Origin of the sequence: Neisseria sp. P0018.S001 (genome assembly GCF_051957355.1) — a bacterium.
GTDB lineage: Bacteria > Pseudomonadota > Gammaproteobacteria > Burkholderiales > Neisseriaceae > Neisseria > Neisseria subflava_A.
On the sequence record NZ_JBQCWN010000005.1, the window covers coordinates 139,046 to 160,066 of the forward strand.

Sequence of the window (21,021 nt, forward strand, 5' to 3'; positions counted from 1 at the left end):
GAAAATGTAAAGGTTTTTATCAAAAATTTTTAGAATGATGGGAAAATAGGTTAAGATAACAATGAAACTACATTTCATTAATTGCACAGAGGAAGATTAAATGAGCGAAATCAATTTGTCGGATTTGCCTAAAACAGAAATAGTAGATGTCCATATTGCTTCGCCGGGGGCGAGGGTTGCGGCATATTTGTTGAATAATCTGTTTACTTTTTTGATATGGGTACCATTCATTGTGATGGTAGTTTTCACTTTTGATGAAAGCAAAGAATTAGTTTCGGAGTCTTCTCTTTCTAATACTCCTGACTATGCAGTCATAACATTTTTTATTTCTTTGGCTGTCTATTTGGTTTTTGGTATCTTCCAACTGTATTACATGAGCCGAGACGGTCAGTCTTTAGGTAAAAAAATTATGGGCATCCGGGTGTTAAAAAGTGACGGGAGCAATCCGGGTTTTGGTGGTACGGTTTTGATACGCGAAGTGGCTTGGTCATTCATTGTCGGTATTATAGTCATTGCGGTAATGTTGGCAGTAAATGAAACAGGTGGAGATTTGGTTTCTCTGCTTATGACTTTCATCAACTTCATCATGCTCTTCTCCGTCAAACGCAACCGTCGCACGCTCTACGATATGCTGGCCGATACGGTTGTCGTCAAATTGCCGCCGCGCCGATAAATGGCTTTTTTGTGTTAAAATCAGCACTTTCCAACATAGGCCGTCTGAAAAATCGCTTTCAGACGGCCTATCGACACGTTATTGATTCCATGAAAAAACATTTGTACCGCATCACGCTCGTCAGCATTGCCGCGGCCATTCTTGCCGCCTGTCCGAGCAAAAGCATTAAAAATCTTCCTGAAACCGACACCAGCGTTATCAAAGGTCCCGACCGCCCCACTGGTACGCCCGATCCCGTCGGTACGACAGTGAGCGGGGGAGGAGCAAACTACACCGTAGTTTCCTACAACGAATTGCCGCACTGGGACCTCCAACACTTTACCAAAAGCCTGCAGTCTTTCCGTTTAGGCTGTGAAAAACTTAAAAACCGCCAAGGCTGGCAGGACGTTTGTATCCAAGCCATGCAAACACCGGTGCACCATTTCCAAGCCAAGCACTTTTTCGAGCGCTATTTCGCCGCATGGCGCGTCGATAACGGCGGCAATCCTGCCGGCACCATTACCGGCTATTACGAACCGGTCCTGCACGGCGACGACAAATCCACGAGCCAATCCCGTTTCCCTATTTACGGCATTCCGAACGATTTTGTTTCCGTTCCGCTGGCTGCAAACTTGAGGGGCAGCAAAGCCACCGTCCGCATCCGTCAAACCGGCCAAAACAGCGGCGTCATCGACAACAGCGGCACATACACGGCCGACTTGTCCAAATTCCCGATTACAGCACGCAGCACTGCGCTGAAAGGCCGTTTTGAAGGCAGCCGTTTCGTTCCTTACTACACCCGCAGCCAAATCAACGGCGGCGCGCTTAACGGCAAAGCGCCGATTTTGGGTTATGCAGATGATCCGGTAGAACTTTTCTTTATGCACATTCAAGGTTCAGGCCGTCTGAAAACACCGTCCGGCAAATACATCCGCGTTGGATTTGCCGATAAAAACGAGCATCCGTATGTTTCCATCGGCCGCTATATGGCGGATAAAAGCTATCTGCCGCTGGGTCAGACCAGCATGCAGGGCATCAAGGCCTATATGAAGCAAAATCCCGGTCGCCTTGCCGAAGTTTTGGGACAAAACCCAAGCTACGTCTTCTTCCGCGAGCTGACTGGCAGCAGTGATTCTGGCCCGGTGGGCGCATTGGGTACGCCGTTGATGGGCGAATACGCTGGTGCCATCGACCGTCACTACATCACGCTTGGCGCACCACTGTTTGTCGCCACTGCCCACCCGATCACCAAAAAAGCCCTCAACCGCCTGATTATGGCGCAAGACACCGGCAGCGCGATCAAAGGCGCGGTCCGTGTGGATTATTTCTGGGGCTATGGTGACGAAGCAGGCGAAGTGGCCGGCAAAATGAAAACCACAGGCTATGTATGGCAGCTCCTACCCAACGGCATGAAACCGGAATACCGTCCATAAACAGCGGTTTTAAAAAAGGCCGTCTGAAACCAAGATTCAGGTTTCAGACGGCCTTTTTATTTCATAAAAATGCGGCAGGTTTTAAAAACCTGCTGCGGTATGGGGACATACAGCTCGGACGGTAAGCCGGGTTCTGTCGCGGACAGTCATTCCTCTAGGCACATCATTGCTGGTGTGCTCAAGCAACCTACCCGAACGCTCGGCGAGCAGCGTCATCGCGTTCTGTTTGGTCTTGCTCCGAATGGGGTTTAGCCTGCTGCGCTTTGTTACCAAATGCACGGTGCGCTCTTACCGCACCTTTTCACCCTTACCTGTTTTGCCCGAAGGCAATCATCGGCGGTATTGCTTTCTGTTCCACTTTCCGTCGCGTTGCCGCGCCCGGCCGTTAGCCGGCATTCTGCTCTATGGAGCCCGGACTTTCCTCCCCGTATGCCTTACGCGATACGCGGCGACTGTCTGTCCGACCTGTATGAGGTGCGGATTATAACACAGCCGCCATAGGGTTCAGACGGCCTAAATATTTATTTTTTCTTTTTAAATGCTATTTCGGTCAAACCCAATTCCTGTGCTTTTTTGCGGACTGCGGATTCGGGCATTTCGCGTGCCAGGCGGCTGGTGCAGTATTCGGTCATGGTGGTGGCGCAGGCTTTGAAGTTGCCGGTAAAGTCGCTGGCGGCACTTAAAAACGGGATGAGGCGGCCGGCCATGATTTCTTCGGCCGGTGCGTCTGTTTGGGCGGATACGCGTCCGGACTCGACCGCTGAGAAAATTTGTTCGGTAAAGCGTCGGGCGAAGTTTTCTTCTGTTTGGCAGTCTTGGAATGCGGTGTTTTCGTGTTGGCAGACAAGGGTAACTTCGCCTTGCGCTTCTTGCAACGGTTCGGCCAAATCGAGTTTGAGGGTTTGCTTGTCGGTTTGCAGCCAGGCGGTGCGGCCTTGAGTTTTGATGATTTTGCCATAAACGCCGATGGCATCGTTTTGGGGGATGTTTTTCTGTTCGGCAAGTTGTTGGGCCGAGAATAAGGGGGCTTGTTCGGCAAATGCGCCGCCGGTTTCGTGTTTGAAGTAGGCGGCGAGGTCTTGTTTGATGAGGGCTTGGGTCAGCAGTTTTTCGCCTTCGGTCAGGCGGTGTGCGAAGCCGTGTGTTTTGGGGGCGGATGCGGCATCCGTGGTCTTGGTGTCCGGTGTGCAGGCGCTCAGGAGTAAAAGCAGGGGAAGGATATATTTCATGGTTGGTCTCTCAACAGGCCGTCTGAATATATGGTTTCAAACGGTCAGCGTTGTTTATCGATAACGATAAACCCGGCGGGGATAGACGGGATAAGCCGGATTGTTGTGAACGGGTTGGCTGTCTTGGTAAATGACGGTCGTTCCCGGCGGGGCGTTGATGGTCACGGTTTTGTTGACGGTGGTTTGCGAGTGGACGGGCAGGTCCAAGACGGCGGTGCGCCCATACGGAGTCTCGGTATAGACGCACGCGCTTAGAAAGAGGGTGATGCTCAGGACCAATGCCTTCATGTTTCAGACGGCCTTATTTGAGCAGGTTTTTCAAGGCCAGGCGTACGCCTTCGCCGACTTCCGTACCTTTGGGAATGCTTTTGGTGGCGGCTTTGGCTTCGCGTTCGTTGTAGCCGAGGGCAAGCAGGGTGTTGATGATGTCTTGGCTTTCGTCGGCAACGGCATCAGGGGCAAACAGGCCGTCTGAAACGGTATGGGACACGAGTTTGCCGCGCAGTTCCAACACCATGCGTTCGGCGGTTTTCTTGCCGATGCCGGGGGCGGAGGAGAGGCGTTTGACGTCTTCTTCGGCGATGGCTTGCGCCAGCTCGTCGGCATTCATGGCAGACAAAATGCCCAATGCGGTTTTGGCACCGATGCCGCTGACTTTGACCAGTTGGCGGAAGGTGGCACGTTCCTCGGCTGAGGCGAAACCAAACAGTAAATGCGCGTCTTCGCGGACGACAAGCTGGGTGTAGAGTTGGACGGTTTCGCCAACGGGGGGTAGGTTGTAGAAAGTCTGCATGGAAACGTCGGCTTCATAACCGACACCGTTGACGTCGATAACGACCTGCGGCGGATTTTTCTCAATCAATTTACCTGTGAGCCTGCTGATCATGGTGTTCCCCTGTGATTAAAAAAGGCCGTCTGAAACCTTGCAATCGGGTTTCAGACGGCCTTGTATTGTATCAAACTTCAGCGGTAACGCGGACGAAATCAGATGGCGGATGCCAGATTCAGATGACGGGCGCGTTCGCCTGCTTCGGCGGCACGTTCTTGGCTGCTGAACGGACCCATTTTGACAACGTATTCGTAGTTGCGTTTTTCAAGCATGATTTTGCTGTCTGACGGCAGGCTTTGTGCGGCTTGGTTCAAATAAGCCTGTGCTTCGCGTTGGGTACCGAAGGATTTCAAATCAACAAAAAATTCTTTGTTGTTTGGGGAAATAATGGTTTGAGCGGCGGTTTGGCCGGGGATGATTTGCTCAACTTTGACATTGGCCGTGCCTTGGTTGATGAAACCCAATTGTTGGGCGGCAGCTTTGGAAACATCGATGACGCGGTTGCCGTGGAAAGGGCCGCGGTCGTTGACACGGACGATGACGCTTTTGCCGTTTTGCATATTGGTCACGCGTGCGTAGCTGGGAATAGGGAGGGTTTTGTGGGCGGCGGAGAGGGCGTTCATATTGTAACGCTCGCCGCTGGAAGTTTTACGGCCGTGGAACTGGTTGCCGTACCATGAGGCTTTGCCGGTTTGGCTGAAAGAGGAAACTTTGGTCAGCGGCGTGTAGCGTTTGCCGGCAACTTTGTAACTGCGGTTGGCAGAAGGATGCAGTTTTTCGACTCGGACCACGCTGTCGGCGACGGCGGCATTGATGGAAAGGACGCCGATGGTGGCGGCGGCTAAGGAAAGGAGGGTTTTTTTGGTAAAAGTCAAAACGGGTTCCGTTCTTGAGTTGATAACGCAGCGGTTTCAGACGGCCTGTTATACGCCGCCTGCGAAACCGTTTTGTCGCCATGCTTCAAACAGAATAACGGCGACGGTATTGGAAAGATTCATGCTCCTGCTGCCGGGCATCATCGGCAGGCGGATTTTTTGTCCGGCTGGCAGGCTGTCGAGAACTTCGGCAGGAAGGCCGCGCGTTTCGGGACCAAACAGCAACACGTCGCCTTCGCGGAAGGAAACTTCGTCGGGGCGGGTAGAGCCTTTGGTGGTCAGCGCGAAAATACGGCGGCCTTCAAGAGCCTTGAGGCAATCATCGAAATTCTCATGTACCGTCAGTTTGGCAAACTCGTGATAATCCAAACCCGCGCGTTTCATTTTGGACGAATCCAGCGGAAACCCAAGCGGCTTGACCAAGTGCAAATCGGCACCGGTATTGGCGCACAGGCGGATGATATTGCCCGTATTGGGCGGGATTTCGGGTTGGTACAAAACTATGGTAAACATATAAATCAATCACTTATAGAGTGGCATAATGCCGAAATGTTCCATGGGTGTCAAAAATTTTAGCTATTTTTTCATTGGCGGCCGCGCCAAGCTCCAGCAAAAAATCTTACCTGCGCCTGATTTTTTCAGCGTTTTCGCCAATTCGTTTAAAGTCGAGCCGGTGGTGAAGACATCATCAATTAACAGAATATTACATGCTGTTGATAATTCTGTTTTGATTTTAAATGCATTCTTGATATTTCGCAGACGTTCGTTGCTTTTCAGCGTACTTTGCGGCTCGCCATGCCGTCTGAAAACCGCGTGGCGCGGCAGCAGCGTCCAGCCGTAGCGTTTTGCCAAAATATCCGTCAACGCCTCGCTTTGGTTGAATCCGCGCTTGAGCCGCCGCTCTTTGCTCAAAGGCATGGGCAGGACAAAATCAAAGTGTTCCGTCGCCAGCCAGTCCGGTGCGTTTTGGCACATTAAATCCGCCAACGGACGGCTCATGCCCAAATCGGCCAAGTGTTTCAGCTCGCGTATCATGCTGCTGACGGGTGGTTCGTAATACAGCGAGGCCCACATTCTATCAAATGCGGGCGGCTTTTTCTGACAACTGCCGCACACTGCCCCGCCCGCGACATGGCGGAAACACAAAGGGCAGCTTTGTGCCGCGTCGATAAAATATTCCGTCAAATCGTTTGCGCAGCCTCGGCAAAGGCCGTCTGAAACGGAATCGTGGCATAATACGCAACGTCGCGCATTGAGCTGTTTCAAACTGCGCCACCAAGAAAGAACATTCATGCCACACTCCGCCAAAAAAGTTTATCTGATACACGGTTGGGCGGCGAACCGCCATGTATTCGACGATTTGATACCGCGCCTGCCTGCCGATTGGGACGTCCGCGCGCTTGATTTGCCCGGACACGGCGATGCGCCTTTTGCCGAACCGTTTGATATTGCCGCCGTTGCCGAAGCCTTCGCCGGACAAATCGACACACCGGCACACATTCTCGGCTGGTCGCTGGGCGGACTGGTTGCCCTGTATCTGACCGCGCTTTATCCCAACAAAATCCAATCGCTCTGCCTGACGGCAAGTTTTGCCCGATTGACTGCCGACACGGATTATCCCGAAGGCTTGGCGCAACCTGCCTTGGGCAAGATGGTCGGCGCATTTCAGCAGGATTATGCCAAACATATTAAACAGTTTCTACAACTGCAACTCCTGCACACGCCGCATTCCGGCGAAATCTTAAACCGGGTGCTGCCCGATTTGGCGCGCTGCGGCACGCCTTCCGCCTTACAGGCCGCGCTTGAAGTGGTCAACCATGCCGATGCGCGTCCGCTGTTGCCGCTGATTCAAACGCCGTCATTGCTGGTGTTTGGACAGAAAGACGCCATTACGCCGCCGCGCATGGGCGAATATTTACACCGCCATTTGAGCAACAGCGAGCTGGTCCTTATCGACAAAGCCGCCCACGCGCCCTTTTTAAGCCATGCCGACGAGTTTGCCGAAATTTACCGAAACTTTGTCGAAAAGGCCGTCTGAAACAGCCTTCAACCATAAAAACAGAATATTGTCGGGCAAAGCCCGCTGACACGACCCACCATGACCGAACAAGACAAACGCTGGCAGATTCACCGCCATCTCGCCCAAGACACCGACGAGCGCCTGCAGCTGGTCCGCAATGCACCCAAACGCATCATGCTGATTGGTGCCGATGCCGACATCAGCCGCAGCCTGCTGGCCGCGCGTTATCCCGACGCCGTGTTTGAAGAATACGATCCGAATGCCGAATTTTTGAAAACCGCCGCCGCCGCGCGCAAAGGCGGTTTCTGGCAGAAGCTGACCGGCAAAACCATTCCGCAGCATTGCCAAGCCCTGACCGCGCCGTTGCCTGAAGCATCTGCCGATATGTTGTGGGCCAACCTCAGCCTCAGCCGCGCCGACGATATTTTGCCGGTATTGAAAAACTGGGCCACTGCTTTGAAAACCGACGGATTATTGTTTTTCACGCACTTTGGCCGCGATAGCCTGATCGAGCTGACAGGCCGTCTGAACCATGAAGGCATCGAATGCGAAGCGCCCACGCTGATTGATATGCACGATTTGGGCGATATGCTCGCCGACAACGGCTTTTACGATCCGGTAACCGACACGGCCAAGCTTGAGTTGAGCTATAAAAAAGCCGGGACGTTTTGGCAGGACATGGAAACCTTGGGATTGTGGAACGCATTGAAGTTCAGCAATCCGCAAGCGGCCAAGGAATGTGTGGATCAGATTTTTGCCAACGAAGGCCGTCTGAACATCACGCTTGAAACCGTGTACGGCCATGCCGTGAAGAAATTGATGTTGCCGCAAGGGGAGAACGTGGTGCAGTTTTTCCCGAAACGGCAGGGCTAGTTTGGCGGTTGTGCCGGTAGGGTTTACGCCGCGATTGTGTGTTGAGGAATGCGGTTTGGCGTTTGTATCGATTGCTAGCGCTGTTTAATATGTATGAAAAAGGCCGTCTGAAAACTTTTCAGACGGCCTTTTGTTTGATTCCAAATTAAGCCTGTTTGGCAGCCCATTCGGCCGGAGTGGCGGCAACGGAAATCGACAGCGCGTGCAATTCGTTGCTTTCGAGTTGCGGCTTGAGACCGTCTTTAATCAGGCGGTGGCGGGCGAGGCGGGCTTTGCCTTCAAATGAGGAGGAAACGATTACGGCGAAGAAGTGATGGCCGTCGCCTTCGACTTCGACGTGTTCGCAAGGGGTAACGCCTTCAATCAGGGTTTTGACTTGTTCGGGTAAAAGCATGAGGGTTCCTTGGGAAATGGTTTGTTTGTAAAACAGGCATTATACCGAATCTTGATAAAAACAGGCCGTCTGAAAAACCAAACTTCGGGTTTCAGACGGCCTCGGTCTTTTGAAGCGTCAAATGCTTATTCGTACACTTTCAGCAGCTCGACTTCAAAAATCAAAGTCGCGTGCGGAGGAATCACGCCGCCGGCACCGTGTGCGCCATAGCCCATTTCGGAAGGAATGGTCAGCTTGCGTTTGCCGCCTTCTTTCATGCCGCCGAAGCCTTCGTCCCAACCTTTAATTACTTGGCCGACGCCCAGAGTGATGGTCAGCGGTTGACGGCGGTCGAGGCTGGAGTCGAATTTGGTACCGTCTTCCAACCAACCGGTGTAATGTACGGTGATTTCTTTGCCTTTGACGGCTTCTTTGCCGTGGCCTTCTTGCAAGTCTTCAATAATCAGGCTCATGATGTTCCTTTCGGATGTATGGTGAAAATCGGCTCAAGATTACCATATTGTGTGGAATCGTGAAACAAAGCCGCCTATATGGCCTTTGTTTTGTGCTAAACCTTATTTGTTGTCAGGTTGGGATTTGACATCGGTGGATACAGGCAGCTCAGGCATGGTTCGGGCAGATTCAGGAACATTACCGGAGAGGGCTTTCAAGAAGGCAACGATGTTTTCAGTTTCTTCCGGAGCCAGAGTTTTACCCAATTGGGCTTTTGCCATGATGTTGACGGCTTTATCCAATTCCCAAACGCTGCCGTTGTGGAAGTATGGATAGGTGCGTTCAACGTTTCTCAAGCCGGGAACACGGAAGAAGAATTCGTCTTCGGCTTTTTTGGTTACGTCCGCACGGCCTTTGTCGTGTTTAGGATCGTCAATGTGTTTCCAGTAAGGACCATCCACCAAACCGAATTTTTGGAACATGGTACCGCCCAAGTTGACGCCGCTGTGACAAGCGATACAGCCGTTGTCCATAAATGCGCGTACGCCTTTGCGTTCTTGTTCGCTCAGGGCAGATACGTTGCCTTTCAGGTAGTCGTCCCAACGGGTCGGGGTCAACAGGGTACGTTCAAACGCGCCCAATGCGGTGGTGATGTTTTTGAAGGAAACGGCGCCGTCTTCAGGGAATGCGGCTTTGAATTTCTCTTGGTATTCGGGAATGCCGGCGATTTTGGCGGCGGCATCGGCTTCGGTCGCGTTGGCCATTTCAACCGGGTTGAGCAATGGGCCGCCGGCTTGTTCTTCCACATCGGCGGCACGGCCGTCCCAGAATTGGCTGCCCAACAAGGCGGCATTCAGGGCAGTCGGGGGGTTACGGGCGCCGAATTGGCTTTTGTGGCCCGCGCTGGTCGGCATGTTGTCCACGCCGGCCGTTGCCAAGTTGTGGCAGGAGTTACAGCTGACGGTATTGCCTTTGGACAGGCGGGTTTCGTACCAAAGTTGTTGGCCGAGTTTGACCTGCTCTTCGGTAAACGGACGGATTTTTTGCATTTCGGCCGCATCAGGCAAAGGTTTGAACACGGCTTGTGCGCGTTCCAACAGGGCTTTGTCTTCGGCAGAAACATCGGCGGAATTTTGAGGGGCCGAAACGGCGGCGGTGCTTGCGGCAGCATCGGCAGCGCTCGCGGCAGAAGCCGCTTGAGGGGTTTCGGTTGTTTGAGCCGTTTTCTCGCCGCAGGCGGTCAGCGTGGCAGAAACGGCCAAAGCCAAAGCGATTTGGTGGAGTTTTAAACGTGGCATAGGAGGGTTCCTTTGTTATGCGTTTGTTATGTCATGGATTGCTGATTGCACCAGCAATATGCCAACTATAAAAGATAAGGCGGTTTTAATTTTTGTTGTAAATCAACCTTTTAAATTTGATAAATTCTGAAAATATCACTGATAGGGAAATTTATACTATGGAACTTTTTTATTATTTATTTACAATTGCTTAGATAAATTAAGGCCGTCTGAAAAAATAAAATTCAGACGGCCTTATTCAGACGGCCTTTTAGTTTTTATTGATTACGTCCGTTATTTTATTTTAAAAAATCTTAATAAATATGGGGTTATTAAAAAATAAAAATAATTTGCGTTATTAAGCATAAAGCGTTATAAATGCGTTAACAAATGAACATTTCACTTTAGAGTTTTTTATGCTGATTGCTTTATTGATTATGCTGCGCGAGGGCATCGAAGCCGCCCTGATCGTCGGCATTGTTGCCAGTTTTTTGAAACAGTCGGGACACAGCGAGCTGATGCCGAAGGTTTGGCTGGGCGTGTTTTTGGCTTCGGTCATGTGTTTGGGTATTGGTTACGGCATTCATTCCGCTACCGGCGAGATTCCGCAAAAAGAACAGGAATTGGTGGTCGGCGCCATCGGCCTGGTGGCTGTGGCGATGCTGACGTACATGATTTTGTGGATGAAGAAGGCCGCGCGTTCGATGAAACAGCATCTTCAGGATTCTGTTCAGTCGGCCTTAAACCGCGGCAGCGGCCAGGGTTGGGCCTTGGTCGGCATGGCGTTTTTGGCTGTGGCGCGCGAAGGTTTGGAGAGTGTGTTTTTCCTGCTGGCCGTGTTCCAGCAAAGCCCGACGTGGTCTATGCCGATAGGCGCGGTGTTGGGTCTGTTGGTGGCGGTTGTCATCGGTACGCTGATTTATCAGGGCGGTATGCGCCTGAACTTGGCGAAGTTTTTCCGTTGGACGGGCGCGTTTTTGATTGTGGTAGCGGCCGGTCTGTTGGCCGGTTCATTTCGCGCGCTGCATGAGGCCGGCGTATGGAATGTGATGCAGGATATTGCTTTCGACACATCGAAATATTTGCATGAAGACAGCCCTTTAGGCGTGCTGCTCGGCGGTTTCTTCGGCTATACCGACCACCCGACCGAAGGCGAAGTCCTGATTTGGCTGCTGTATCTGGTTCCCGTCATGATTTGGTTTTTGCGCGGCAGTGCGCCAGCAAAAACGTTAACTAAATAAGAAGGAAGTAAAATGAAAAAATTCAATCTGACTGCTTTGTCTGTAATGCTGGCTCTGGGTTTGACCGCGTGTCAGCCGCCTGAAGCCGAAAAAGCCGCGCCTGCCGCTTCAGGCGCATCCGCTGCCGCCAATGCCGACGGTTCGGTCAATATCGGTGTGAACGATACTGCCTGCGAACCGATGGAATTGACCGTCCCCAGCGGCCAAGTCGTGTTCAACATTAAAAACGACAGCGGCCGCAAGCTGGAATGGGAAATCCTGAAAGGCGTGATGGTGGTGGACGAGCGTGAAAACATCGCCCCGGGTTTATCCGACAAAATGACCGTTACCCTACTGCCGGGCGAATACGAAATGACTTGCGGCCTGTTGACAAATCCGCGCGGTAAGCTGATTGTTACCGACAGCGGCTTCAAAGACACTGCCAACGAAGCGGATTTGGAAAAACTGTCCCAACCGCTCGCCGACTATAAAGCTTACGTTCAAGGCGAGGTTAAAGAGCTGGTGGCGAAAACCAAAACCTTTACCGAAGCCGTTAAAGCCGGCGACATTGAAAAGGCCAAATCCCTGTTTGCCGCCACCCGCGTCCATTACGAACGTATCGAACCGATTGCCGAGCTTTTCAGCGAACTCGACCCCGTCATCGATGCGCGTGAAGACGACTTCAAAGACGGTGCGAAAGATGCCGGATTTACCGGCTTCCACCGTATCGAACACGCCCTTTGGGTAGAAAAAGACGTATCCGGCGTGAAGGAAATTGCAGCCAAACTGATGACCGATGTCGAAGCACTGCAAAAAGAAATCGACGCATTGGCGTTTCCTCCGGGTAAGGTGGTCGGCGGCGCGTCCGAACTGATTGAAGAAGTGGCCGGCAGCAAAATCAGCGGCGAAGAAGACCGTTACAGCCATACCGACTTGAGCGACTTCCAAGCCAATGTGGAAGGCTCCAAAAAAATCGTTGATTTGTTCCGTCCACTGATCGAAGCCAAAGACAAAGCGTTGTTGGAAAAAACCGATGCCAACTTCAAACAGGTTGAAGACATTTTGGCGAAATACAAAACCCCGAACGGTTTCGAGCTGTACGACAAATTGAGCGAAGAAGACCGCAAAGCCCTGCAGGCGCCGATTAATGCCTTGGCAGAAGACTTGGCCAAACTGCGCGGCATTTTGGGTTTGAAATAAGATAACGCGTTTTCAGACGGCCTTTGGATATTGAAAGGTCGTCTGAATCTTATTGTCGTCCACACAAAATATGCTTGAAAACCAACCTTACTTCATACGATTGCAATCTTTCCGTTCCCTGCCAAGGAGCAGACCATGAGCCAAAACAAACAACCGGCACAACCCGAAAAACGAACCCTTTTCAAAACTGCCCTTGCCGCCGGCGCCATCGGCGTTGCCGGTTATTTTGCCGGTAAAAAACAAGGCGAAGCCGCCGCCGAAACCCAAAACAACCAACATTCCGAGCTGGCCTATCCGTGTTATGGCGAGCATCAGGCAGGCATCGTTACGCCACACCAGCTCTTCGGCATCATGTGTGCCTTTGATGTTACCGCCAAAGACGCCAAACAACTTGAAAACCTGTTCCGCGCCCTGACCGCCCGCATCGAATTCCTCACCCAAGGCGGCGAATACCAAGACGGCGACGACAAACTCCCGCCTGCAGGCAGCGGCATCCTCGGCAAACAATTCCGCCCCGACGGGCTGACGGTTACCGTCGGCGTCGGCAGCAGCCTCTTTGACGACCGCTTCGGCCTCAAAGACAAAAAGCCGAAACACTTGCAAGAAATGCGCGACTTCCCCAACGACAAACTCCAAAAATCTTGGTGCGACGGCGACCTCAGCCTGCAAATTTGCGCATTCTCCCCCGAAACCTGCCAAGCCGCCCTGCGCGACATCATTAAAAATACCGCCCAGTTTGCCGTGATCCGTTGGAGCATAGACGGTTGGCTCCCTAAAGCCGAACCCGGCGCCATTGCCGCGCGCAATCTTTTAGGTTTCCGCGACGGCTCCGGCAATCCCAAAGTCGAAGACCCCAAAGTCGCCGATCAAGTCCTGTGGACGGGCGTTGCCGCCAACAGCTTGGACGAACCGGCATGGGCGAAAAACGGCAGCTATCAGGCCGTCCGCCTCATCCGTCACTTTGTCGAGTTTTGGGACCGCACCCCGATGCAGGAACAAACCGATATTTTCGGCCGGCGCAAATACAGTGGCGCGCCCATGGACGGTAAAAAAGAGGGCGACACCGCCGATTTCGCCAAAGACCCCGACGGCAAAATCACGCCCAAAGACAGCCATATGCGCCTTGCCAATCCGCGCGATCCGGAGTTCATGAAAAAACACCTGCTCTACCGCCGTGCCTTCAACTACTCGCGCGGCCTCGCTGCCAACGGCCAGCTCGATGTCGGCTTGGTGTTCATCTGCTATCAGGCCAACCTTGCCGACGGCTTCATCTTCGTGCAAAACCTGCTCAACGGCGAGCCGCTGGAGGAATACATCAGCCCGTTTGGCGGCGGCTATTTCTTCGTCCTGCCGGGTGTCGAAAAAGGCAGCTTCCTCGGCAAAGAGCTTTTGGGCGTATAAATCTGCCGATGGTTTGAATAGATAAAAAGGCCGTCTGAAACCTGATTTCCAGATTTCAGACGGCCTGAGTTTTTTCTATCAAACCAAATGTTCCGCCAAGAAAGCCAATGCGTATTCGACGGCTTGCGCCCTTACTGCTTCGCGGTCGCCTGTGAAAAGCGCGGTTTGCTCAAACGATCCTTCGGGCGTGGCCAGGCCGAACCAGACTGTGCCGACCGGTTTGGCTGCGCTACCGCCGCCAGGGCCGGCGATGCCGGAAATACTCAAGGCGTAATCCGCTTGCGCGACGGCTTTTGCGCCGCGTGCCATTTCATAGACGGTCTCGCGGCTGACCGCGCCGTGTTTCAGCAAAGTATCGGGCATGACGCCGAGGCGGTCTTGTTTGGCTTGGTTGCTGTATGTGACGAAGCTTTGGTGAAACCATTGCGAGCTGCCGGAGAGGGAAGTCAGCGCACCTGCAAGCAGGCCGCCGGTGCAGGACTCGGCGCAGGTAACGGTTTGACGGCGGCTGGTCAGGTGTTCGGCGATGGTTTGCAGATGGGACATGGCGGCTCCTTATGGAAAAGGGTGAAATGGGGCGGGCGTTTGACCCGCCGGGTTTCAGACGGCCTGAAAGCTGAAATCAGGCTTTCGGCTGAATGAGGTGGACATCACATTGTGGGAATGGGATGTTGATGTTGGCGGCACGCAGGTTTTCAACCACTTGCTCGTTCAGGGCGAATCGGAACGGGCCGAGATTTTCTTCTTGCGTCCACGCCCAAAGGGTAATTTCGATGGCGCTGTCGCCAAGGTTGGTAATGTATACGACGGCAGGTCGTTCTTCGGTTTGAACACATAATGGATGCTCGGTTGCCGCTCTCAATACGGCGGCTTTGGCGGCTTTCAAGTCGCAGGCGTAGTCGACGCCGACAACGACTTGGGCGCGGCACAGGGGCAGGGAAGAGCGGTTGGTGATGCTGTTGGTCATGACCACGCTGTTGGGCAGGACGACTTCTTCGTTGTCCGGCGTGCTCAAAGAGGTCTGCACCATTTTAATTTCGCGGACGATGCCTTCAAAGCCGTTGACGCGGATAAAGTCGCCGACTTTAAACGGGCGGAACAGGATAATCAGCGCACCGGCGGCGAAGTTGGACAGTTGGTCTTTTAAAGATAAGGCAACCGCCAAACCTGCGCCACCGATCAGGGCGGTCACGGAAGTGGTCGGAATGCCGAGTTTGCCCAGTGCGGCGATGATGACTAGGATCAGCAGGCCGATGTTGGCGACGTTGCCGAGGAAGCTGACCAGCGTTTTATCGACTTTGGCGCGCGTCAGCGCGGCTTTCATCAGTGTTACTAAGCGCGTGGCGATCCAGCGGCCGATAAAGAAGATGGCCAAGGCGGCCAGCAGGTTCATGCCGAAAGACATGCCGGTTTGGGCGAGTTGTTCCCAACCGGAGAAGGAGGAGAGGACTTGAAGATCGAAATTCATAATTGTGTGTGCGTGTGAAGTTGTTTAAAAGGTCATTGTAAAACAAGGCCGTCTGAAAAACTAATGGATTTGGTTTTTCAGACGGCCTTGATGTGTTTTTAAGTTTTTCGGTTTAACGTAAAACGGTTTTGCTCCAACGGCTCACCCATTGTTTTTGCTTGGTGTTGATGTCGGCGCGATTGGGGGAATCGCTGTGTTGCGGAGTTTGGGCAAACTCGAATACTTTGGGCAGCGGCGTGTTTTTGACTGCCGGATAGACCCACATTTCGGCAGGCAGGGCTTTTTGCACTTCGCCGCTTTGCAGCCAGCTCACCAGTTTGGCCGCCAGTTCGGGTTGTTTTGCACCTTTCAAAACGGCCGCGCCTTCAACTTGGCGGAATGTGCCGCCTTTGAGGAAGAGGTTGCCGGTGGGCGGGGTGCTGTATTTGCCTTTGGAGTAGTGGACTTCGGCCGCCGGGCTGGTGGCATAGCTGACCACGAGGGGATAGGCGCCGCCGTTTTGGGTGAAGTCGGTGTAGTAGGCTTCGCTCCAACCTTTGGCGACTTTCACGCCGTTTTGGCGCATTTGCGCCCACCATTTGAACGCGCCTTCTTCACCCATGCCGCCGATGTTGGCCAAGAGGAAGGAGAGGCCGGGCGAGGATGTGGCGGGAGACGGGGTTACCAGAAGGTTTTTATATTCCGGTTTGGTCAGGTCTTGCAGGGTTTGTGGCAGGGGCAGTTTTTTCTGTTCAAACCATTTTTTGTCGTAGTTGATGGCGACATAGGCGTAATCGACAGCCAGCGCATCGGGCAGGGAGGCGGTTACGGGTGCGGATTTGGGTTGGTTGGCGGCGAGGATGCCGGCGGCTTTGGCTTTGCCGATGTTGGCGTTATCCAAACCGTAAACCGCATCGGCAATCGGGTTGGCTTTGCTCAAAATCAGCTTGTTGAGCATTTCGTTGCCGCTGCCTGCCTTGATGACGGACACTTTGGCATCGTTGGCTTTTTCAAATTGCGCGATGACGGATTGGGGCAGGCTGAAGGATTTGTGCACGGCCAGACGCACTTCGGTTTGGGCGTACAGATTTGCCGAAGCCAGCAACAGGGCGAGGGTGGACAATTTCAGTTTCATTCTCTTTCCTTTGTACGGGTAAAATACGAAATATCATAACAAAATCTGCATATCAAGGCACGATATGAATCATTCCCCCGTTTGGCTGTTTGACCTCGACAATACTTTGCACAATGCCGAAGCCGGCATTTTCTACATCATCAACCGCGCCATGACCGAATACATGGCAGGCCGTCTGAAACTTTCCGAAGAAGCTGCCTCCCACCTGCGCCAAGATTATTGGCACCGATACGGCGCGACGCTTGCCGGTTTGCAAATCCATCACCCCGAAGTCGATATCGATGAATTTTTGCGTGAAAGTCATCCACTTAAGCAAATTTTGGCAAAGGTGGAGGGTATGGATGGAACTGATGACGTTTTAGGCCGTCTGAAAGGGCGAAAAGCCGTATTTTCCAACGGGCCTTCGTTTTATGTCCGCGCATTGGTTGAAGCGTTGGGCTTGGAAGCGCATTTTGACGGCTTGTTCGGCACGGACGACTTCGGCCTGTTCTACAAACCCAATCCGCAAGCCTATCTCAACGTCTGCCGCCTGTTGGGCGTCAAACCCGAACAGTGCATCATGGTGGACGACAGCGCCGACAATCTGCACCAAGCCAAAGCCTTGGGCATGAAGACCGTTTGGTACGGCGAAAAAGCCCATCCGTTGCCATTTGCCGACGGCATAGCAAAAGATATGCAGGGCTTGCTTGATTTTGCACAAAACCTGCCATGAAATTTTTAAAAAACCAGTACAATACACAGTATTTCCAACACTTAAAACAAGGACAACATCATGCGTAAACTCGCTTTAATTCTGACCGCCGCTGCCGTTTTGGCCGGTTGCTCTTGGGAAACCTACACCAACGAATCCGGCCGTACCGCCGTACGACAAAAATATGCTACCGGCACACCTATCGTTTATCAGGACGGTACTTATTCTAAAAACATGAATTACAACCAGTTCCGCCCTGAGCGCCGCGCCGTCCAATCCAATCAAGCGGATCATGCTGAACACGGCGAACCCGGCCAGCACTGGCAAAAACCGCAATTTGCCAACCAACAGCCAGCAACCGAATAACAATATCCCCAAGGCCGTCTGAAACGGAGTGAAAAACAACCAACACTTGTTGCCACACTTTTCAGACGGCCTCAAACAACCACAACGGAAACCGTATCATGGCTCAGACAGCTTTAAATATCGTTATCCTCGCCGCCGGCAAAGGCACGCGCATGTACTCCAAAATGCCCAAAGTGCTGCACCGCATCGGCGGCCTTCCCATGGTTGAGCGCGTTATCGACACCGCCGCCTCCCTGAATCCCCAAAACATCTGCGTCGTCATCGGCCACGGCAAAGAGCAAGTCTTGGACACCGTCAAACGCGATGTCGTTTGGGTTGAACAAACCGAACAGCTCGGTACCGGCCACGCCGTCAAAACCGCCCTGCCGCACCTGTCTGCCGAAGGCCGCACGCTGGTGTTGTACGGCGACGTCCCCCTGATTGACGCAGCCACCCTCGAAACCCTGCTCGAAGCCGCAGGCGACGAAGTCGGCTTGTTGACCGACGTGCCTAACGACCCGACAGGTTTGGGCCGCATCATCCGCGACAGCAACGGCAGCGTAACCGCCATTGTCGAAGAAAAAGACGCCGATGCCGTCCAAAAGGCCGTGAAAGAAATCAATACCGGCATTTTGGTTCTGCCCAACGCCAAACTCGAAGCTTGGTTGAACAGCCTTTCCAGCAACAATGCCCAAGGCGAATACTATCTGACCGACCTCATCGCCAAAGCCGTTGCCGACGGCATCAAAGTTCATCCCGTCCAAGTCCGCGCCTCCCATCTGGCCGCCGGCGTGAACAACAAACTCCAACTGGCCGAACTCGAGCGTATTTTCCAAACCGAACAGGCGCAAGAATTGCTCAAAGCAGGCGTAACCCTGCGCGATCCGGCACGTTTCGATTTACGAGGCCGTCTGAAACACGGACAAGATGTCGTGATTGACGTCAACGTCGTCATCGAAGGCGAAGTCGAACTCGGCGACAACGTCGAAATCGGTGCCAACTGCGTGATCAAGAACGCCAAAATCGGTGCCAACACCAAAATCGCCCCATTCTCCCATTTTGAAGGTTGCGAAGTCGGTGAAAACAACCAAATCGGCCCATACGCCCGCCTGCGTCCGCAAGCCAAACTGGCCGACGACGTACACATCGGCAACTTCGTCGAAGTCAAAAACGCCACCATCGGCAACGGCACCAAAGCCAACCACCTCACCTACATCGGTGATGCCGAGATCGGCAGCAAAACCAACTTCGGCGCCGGCACGATTATTGCCAACTACGACGGCGTGAACAAACACAAAACCGTCATCGGCGACGAAGTGCGCATCGGTTCAAACTGCGTACTGGTTGCCCCCGTTACCCTCGGCAACAAAGTGACGACAGGCGCGGGCAGCGCGATTACCCGCAATTGCGAAGACGGCAAACTTGTTCTCGCCCGTTCTCGCCAAACCGTCATCGAAGGCTGGGTGCGTCCGGAAAAAGGCGATAAGAAGTAAGGCCGGTCTTTTATTTGTTTTCAGACGGCCTTGAGAAACAACAGGCCGTCTGAAACCCAGATTTGCCGTTTCAATGAATATAAAACGGCGTTTTCCGACTGCCGCTTTCGGGAGCCGGAGCAGCAGTCATTTTCTCAAACTTTTGATACTAAGGAACTTATATGTGCGGTATCGTAGGTGCTATTCGCGCCAATCACAATGTAGTCGATTTTCTGACCGACGGTCTCAAACGCCTTGAATACCGAGGCTACGATTCGTCGGGTATCGCCGTCAACATGGACGGCAAAATCAAACGCGTCCGCCGCGTCGGCCGTGTGCAGCTGATGGAGGACGCCGCGCGCGAAAAAGGCGTGTTCGGCCATATCGGCATCGGCCATACCCGTTGGGCAACCCACGGCGGTGTAACCGAGCCTAACGCCCACCCCCATATTTCCGGCGGCATGATCGCGGTTGTCCACAACGGCATCATCGAAAACTTTGAAGCCGAACGCGAACGCCTGCAAGCGTTGGGTTACACCTTCGAATCGCAAACCGATACCGAAGTCATCGCCCACAGCGTCAACCACGAATACACACAAAACGGCGGCAAACTGTTTGAAGCCGTCCAAGCTGCGACTGCCCGTTTCCACGGCGCATACGCCATTGCCGTTATCGCACAAGACAACCCCGAACAAATGGTTGTTGCGCGCATGGGCTGCCCGCTGTTGGTGGCCTTGGGCGACCAAGAAACCTTCATCGCTTCCGACGTATCCGCCGTGATCGCCTTTACCCGCCGCATCGCTTACTTGGAAGACGGCGACATCGCCCTGCTGAACGCAAACGGTATCGAAAAACTGCTCGACAAAACCGGTGCGCAAACCGAACGCGCGATTAAAGTGTCCGAATTGTCTTTGGCTTCTTTGGAGTTGGGCCCATACAGCCACTTCATGCAAAAAGAAATCCACGAACAGCCCCGCGCCATCGCCGATACTGCCGAAGTCTTCTTGGACGGCGGTTTTGAGCCTGAAAACTTCGGCGCGAATGCACGCGAAGTATTCGACGACATCCACAGCATCAAAATCCTTGCCTGCGGTACGTCCTACTATGCCGCGCTGACCGCCAAATACTGGCTCGAATCCATCGCCAAAGTGCCGACCGATGTGGAAATCGCCAGCGAATACCGCTACCGCGACGTGATTGCCGATCCGAAACAATTGGTCATCACCATTTCCCAATCCGGCGAAACTTTGGACACCATGGAAGCCCTGAAATACGCGCAATCCTTGGGACACAAACACAGCCTGTCTATTTGTAACGTGATGGAATCCGCACTGCCGCGTGAAAGCGAGTTGGTGCTGTATACACGCGCCGGTGCAGAAATCGGCGTTGCCTCTACCAAAGCGTTCACGACCCAACTGGTTGTCTTGTTCGGCTTGGCCGTTACCTTGGGCAAACAACGCGGTCTGGTTTCCGATGAGCAAGCAGCTGCATACGTTGAAGAATTGCGCCAACTGCCCGGCAGCATTCAGCACGTTCTCAATCTTGAGCCGCAAATCGCCGCTTGGGCGCAAAAATTTGCCAAGAAAACCAGCGCACTATTCTTGGGTCGCGGTATCCACTTCCCAATCGCCCTTGAAGGCGCATTGAAGCTGAAAGAGATTACCTATATCCACGCCGAAGCGTATCCTGCAGGTGAGTTGAAACACGGTCCGTTGGCTTTGGTGGACGAGAACATGCCTGTTGTCGTGATTGCCCCGAACGACAGCCTGTTGGACAAAGTAAAAGCCAATATGCAGGAAGTCGGCGCACGCGGCGGCGAACTCTTTGTCTTCGCCGACCTCGACAGCAACTTCAACGCCACCGAAGGCGTGCACGTTATCCGCGCCCCACGCCATGTCGGCGTACTCTCGCCGATTGTGCACACCATCCCCGTGCAACTCCTGTCTTACCACGCCGCCCTCGCACGCGGTACAGACGTGGACAAACCGCGCAACTTGGCTAAATCGGTAACGGTTGAGTAAGCAATAAACCGGTTAAAAAAAGGCCGTCTGAAACCTGTTTCAAGGTTTCAGACGGCCTTTTTTATTTGTTGGTTT

General features: G+C 53.1%; 23 protein-coding genes and 1 other RNA gene. 11 read left to right on the top strand and 13 right to left on the bottom strand.

Annotation, left to right across the window (positions count from 1 at the left end):
• Nucleotides 1–100 precede the first annotated feature (100 nt).
• Together ACTHTJ_RS05185 and mltA are read left to right on the top strand one after the other, a co-directional pair.
• A complete protein-coding gene (locus ACTHTJ_RS05185) occupies nucleotides 101–673 on the top strand; it encodes an RDD family protein (RefSeq protein ID WP_070584504.1) in 573 nt (190 codons plus the stop codon).
• A gap of 89 nt (nucleotides 674–762) precedes the next feature.
• Nucleotides 763–2,085, top strand: a complete 1,323-nt coding sequence (gene mltA, locus ACTHTJ_RS05190; protein ID WP_070584506.1) for a murein transglycosylase A — start codon at nucleotides 763–765, stop codon at nucleotides 2,083–2,085.
• 106 nt (nucleotides 2,086–2,191) lie between these two features.
• Here the strand turns inward: mltA and rnpB are convergent.
• The 7 genes from rnpB to ACTHTJ_RS05225 form a co-directional block, all read right to left on the bottom strand.
• Nucleotides 2,192–2,553, bottom strand: an RNA gene (rnpB, locus tag ACTHTJ_RS05195) — RNase P RNA component class A.
• 53 nt (nucleotides 2,554–2,606) lie between these two features.
• Nucleotides 2,607–3,314, bottom strand: coding sequence for a hypothetical protein (locus ACTHTJ_RS05200; RefSeq protein ID WP_070584508.1), 708 nt, complete (start codon nucleotides 3,312–3,314; stop codon nucleotides 2,607–2,609).
• Between the two features lie 54 nt (nucleotides 3,315–3,368).
• Nucleotides 3,369–3,602, bottom strand: coding sequence for a methionine-binding protein (locus ACTHTJ_RS05205; RefSeq protein WP_070584510.1), 234 nt, complete (start codon nucleotides 3,600–3,602; stop codon nucleotides 3,369–3,371).
• A gap of 13 nt (nucleotides 3,603–3,615) precedes the next feature.
• Nucleotides 3,616–4,200, bottom strand: a complete 585-nt coding sequence (ruvA, locus tag ACTHTJ_RS05210; protein ID WP_440360802.1) for a Holliday junction branch migration protein RuvA — start codon at nucleotides 4,198–4,200, stop codon at nucleotides 3,616–3,618.
• Between the two features lie 98 nt (nucleotides 4,201–4,298).
• Complete coding sequence (locus ACTHTJ_RS05215; protein ID WP_070584513.1) at nucleotides 4,299–5,018, bottom strand: septal ring lytic transglycosylase RlpA family protein; 720 nt, start codon at nucleotides 5,016–5,018, stop codon at nucleotides 4,299–4,301.
• A 48-nt stretch (nucleotides 5,019–5,066) separates the two neighbouring features.
• Nucleotides 5,067–5,531 (bottom strand): tRNA (uridine(34)/cytosine(34)/5-carboxymethylaminomethyluridine(34)-2'-O)-methyltransferase TrmL, encoded by a 465-nt coding sequence (gene trmL / locus ACTHTJ_RS05220; RefSeq protein ID WP_070584515.1) that lies wholly within the window; start codon nucleotides 5,529–5,531, stop codon nucleotides 5,067–5,069.
• A 63-nt stretch (nucleotides 5,532–5,594) separates the two neighbouring features.
• The gene (locus ACTHTJ_RS05225; protein WP_440360803.1) at nucleotides 5,595–6,311 is read right to left on the bottom strand and encodes a ComF family protein; all 717 of its coding nucleotides are present in this window, start codon (nucleotides 6,309–6,311) and stop codon (nucleotides 5,595–5,597) included.
• Here ACTHTJ_RS05225 and bioH point away from each other — a divergent pair.
• Together bioH and ACTHTJ_RS05235 are read left to right on the top strand one after the other, a co-directional pair.
• A complete protein-coding gene (bioH, locus tag ACTHTJ_RS05230) occupies nucleotides 6,310–7,056 on the top strand; it encodes a pimeloyl-ACP methyl ester esterase BioH (RefSeq protein ID WP_440360804.1) in 747 nt (248 codons plus the stop codon). The two genes, ACTHTJ_RS05225 and bioH, sit on opposite strands and share 2 nt — an antisense overlap.
• A gap of 60 nt (nucleotides 7,057–7,116) precedes the next feature.
• Nucleotides 7,117–7,911 (top strand): class I SAM-dependent methyltransferase, encoded by a 795-nt coding sequence (locus ACTHTJ_RS05235; RefSeq protein ID WP_440360805.1) that lies wholly within the window; start codon nucleotides 7,117–7,119, stop codon nucleotides 7,909–7,911.
• A 145-nt stretch (nucleotides 7,912–8,056) separates the two neighbouring features.
• Here the strand turns inward: ACTHTJ_RS05235 and ACTHTJ_RS05240 are convergent, their stop codons facing one another.
• The 3 genes from ACTHTJ_RS05240 to ACTHTJ_RS05250 form a co-directional block, all read right to left on the bottom strand.
• Nucleotides 8,057–8,305: a BolA family protein gene (locus tag ACTHTJ_RS05240; protein ID WP_003686612.1), complete on the bottom strand. Its 249-nt coding sequence runs from the start codon at nucleotides 8,303–8,305 to the stop codon at nucleotides 8,057–8,059.
• Nucleotides 8,306–8,430: 125 nt separating this feature from the next.
• Nucleotides 8,431–8,760: an FKBP-type peptidyl-prolyl cis-trans isomerase gene (locus ACTHTJ_RS05245; RefSeq protein WP_094192864.1), complete on the bottom strand. Its 330-nt coding sequence runs from the start codon at nucleotides 8,758–8,760 to the stop codon at nucleotides 8,431–8,433.
• 99 nt (nucleotides 8,761–8,859) lie between these two features.
• On the bottom strand, nucleotides 8,860–10,035 hold the full coding sequence (locus tag ACTHTJ_RS05250; RefSeq protein WP_440360806.1) for a cytochrome-c peroxidase: 1,176 nt from the start codon (nucleotides 10,033–10,035) through the stop codon (nucleotides 8,860–8,862).
• 395 nt (nucleotides 10,036–10,430) lie between these two features.
• On the opposite strand from ACTHTJ_RS05250, the gene efeU reads away from it, so the two are divergent.
• From efeU to efeB, 3 genes are all read left to right on the top strand, one after another.
• The gene (efeU, locus tag ACTHTJ_RS05255) at nucleotides 10,431–11,255 is read left to right on the top strand and encodes an iron uptake transporter permease EfeU (RefSeq protein ID WP_036492490.1); all 825 of its coding nucleotides are present in this window, start codon (nucleotides 10,431–10,433) and stop codon (nucleotides 11,253–11,255) included.
• A 12-nt stretch (nucleotides 11,256–11,267) separates the two neighbouring features.
• The gene (gene efeO, locus ACTHTJ_RS05260) at nucleotides 11,268–12,434 is read left to right on the top strand and encodes an iron uptake system protein EfeO (RefSeq protein WP_049335642.1); all 1,167 of its coding nucleotides are present in this window, start codon (nucleotides 11,268–11,270) and stop codon (nucleotides 12,432–12,434) included.
• A 135-nt stretch (nucleotides 12,435–12,569) separates the two neighbouring features.
• The gene (gene efeB / locus ACTHTJ_RS05265; protein WP_049344915.1) at nucleotides 12,570–13,835 is read left to right on the top strand and encodes an iron uptake transporter deferrochelatase/peroxidase subunit; all 1,266 of its coding nucleotides are present in this window, start codon (nucleotides 12,570–12,572) and stop codon (nucleotides 13,833–13,835) included.
• Between the two features lie 78 nt (nucleotides 13,836–13,913).
• On the opposite strand, the gene ACTHTJ_RS05270 is transcribed toward efeB, so the two are convergent.
• From ACTHTJ_RS05270 to ACTHTJ_RS05280, 3 genes are all read right to left on the bottom strand, one after another.
• Nucleotides 13,914–14,381 carry a CinA family protein gene (locus tag ACTHTJ_RS05270; RefSeq protein WP_070826392.1) on the bottom strand — a complete coding sequence of 156 codons (468 nt, stop codon included), beginning with the start codon at nucleotides 14,379–14,381 and terminating at the stop codon, nucleotides 13,914–13,916.
• 76 nt (nucleotides 14,382–14,457) lie between these two features.
• Complete coding sequence (locus ACTHTJ_RS05275) at nucleotides 14,458–15,303, bottom strand: mechanosensitive ion channel family protein (RefSeq protein WP_070624847.1); 846 nt, start codon at nucleotides 15,301–15,303, stop codon at nucleotides 14,458–14,460.
• 112 nt (nucleotides 15,304–15,415) lie between these two features.
• A complete protein-coding gene (locus ACTHTJ_RS05280; RefSeq protein ID WP_296183986.1) occupies nucleotides 15,416–16,417 on the bottom strand; it encodes a thiamine ABC transporter substrate-binding protein in 1,002 nt (333 codons plus the stop codon).
• 64 nt (nucleotides 16,418–16,481) lie between these two features.
• On the opposite strand from ACTHTJ_RS05280, the gene ACTHTJ_RS05285 reads away from it, so the two are divergent.
• From ACTHTJ_RS05285 to glmS, 4 genes are all read left to right on the top strand, one after another.
• Nucleotides 16,482–17,129, top strand: coding sequence for a pyrimidine 5'-nucleotidase (locus ACTHTJ_RS05285; protein WP_070712485.1), 648 nt, complete (start codon nucleotides 16,482–16,484; stop codon nucleotides 17,127–17,129).
• Between the two features lie 60 nt (nucleotides 17,130–17,189).
• On the top strand, nucleotides 17,190–17,474 hold the full coding sequence (locus ACTHTJ_RS05290) for a membrane lipoprotein lipid attachment site-containing protein (RefSeq protein ID WP_070584528.1): 285 nt from the start codon (nucleotides 17,190–17,192) through the stop codon (nucleotides 17,472–17,474).
• A gap of 98 nt (nucleotides 17,475–17,572) precedes the next feature.
• Nucleotides 17,573–18,946: a bifunctional UDP-N-acetylglucosamine diphosphorylase/glucosamine-1-phosphate N-acetyltransferase GlmU gene (gene glmU, locus ACTHTJ_RS05295; protein WP_049344914.1), complete on the top strand. Its 1,374-nt coding sequence runs from the start codon at nucleotides 17,573–17,575 to the stop codon at nucleotides 18,944–18,946.
• Between the two features lie 161 nt (nucleotides 18,947–19,107).
• Nucleotides 19,108–20,946, top strand: a complete 1,839-nt coding sequence (glmS, locus tag ACTHTJ_RS05300; RefSeq protein WP_070584530.1) for a glutamine--fructose-6-phosphate transaminase (isomerizing) — start codon at nucleotides 19,108–19,110, stop codon at nucleotides 20,944–20,946.
• Nucleotides 20,947–21,021 lie beyond the last annotated feature (75 nt).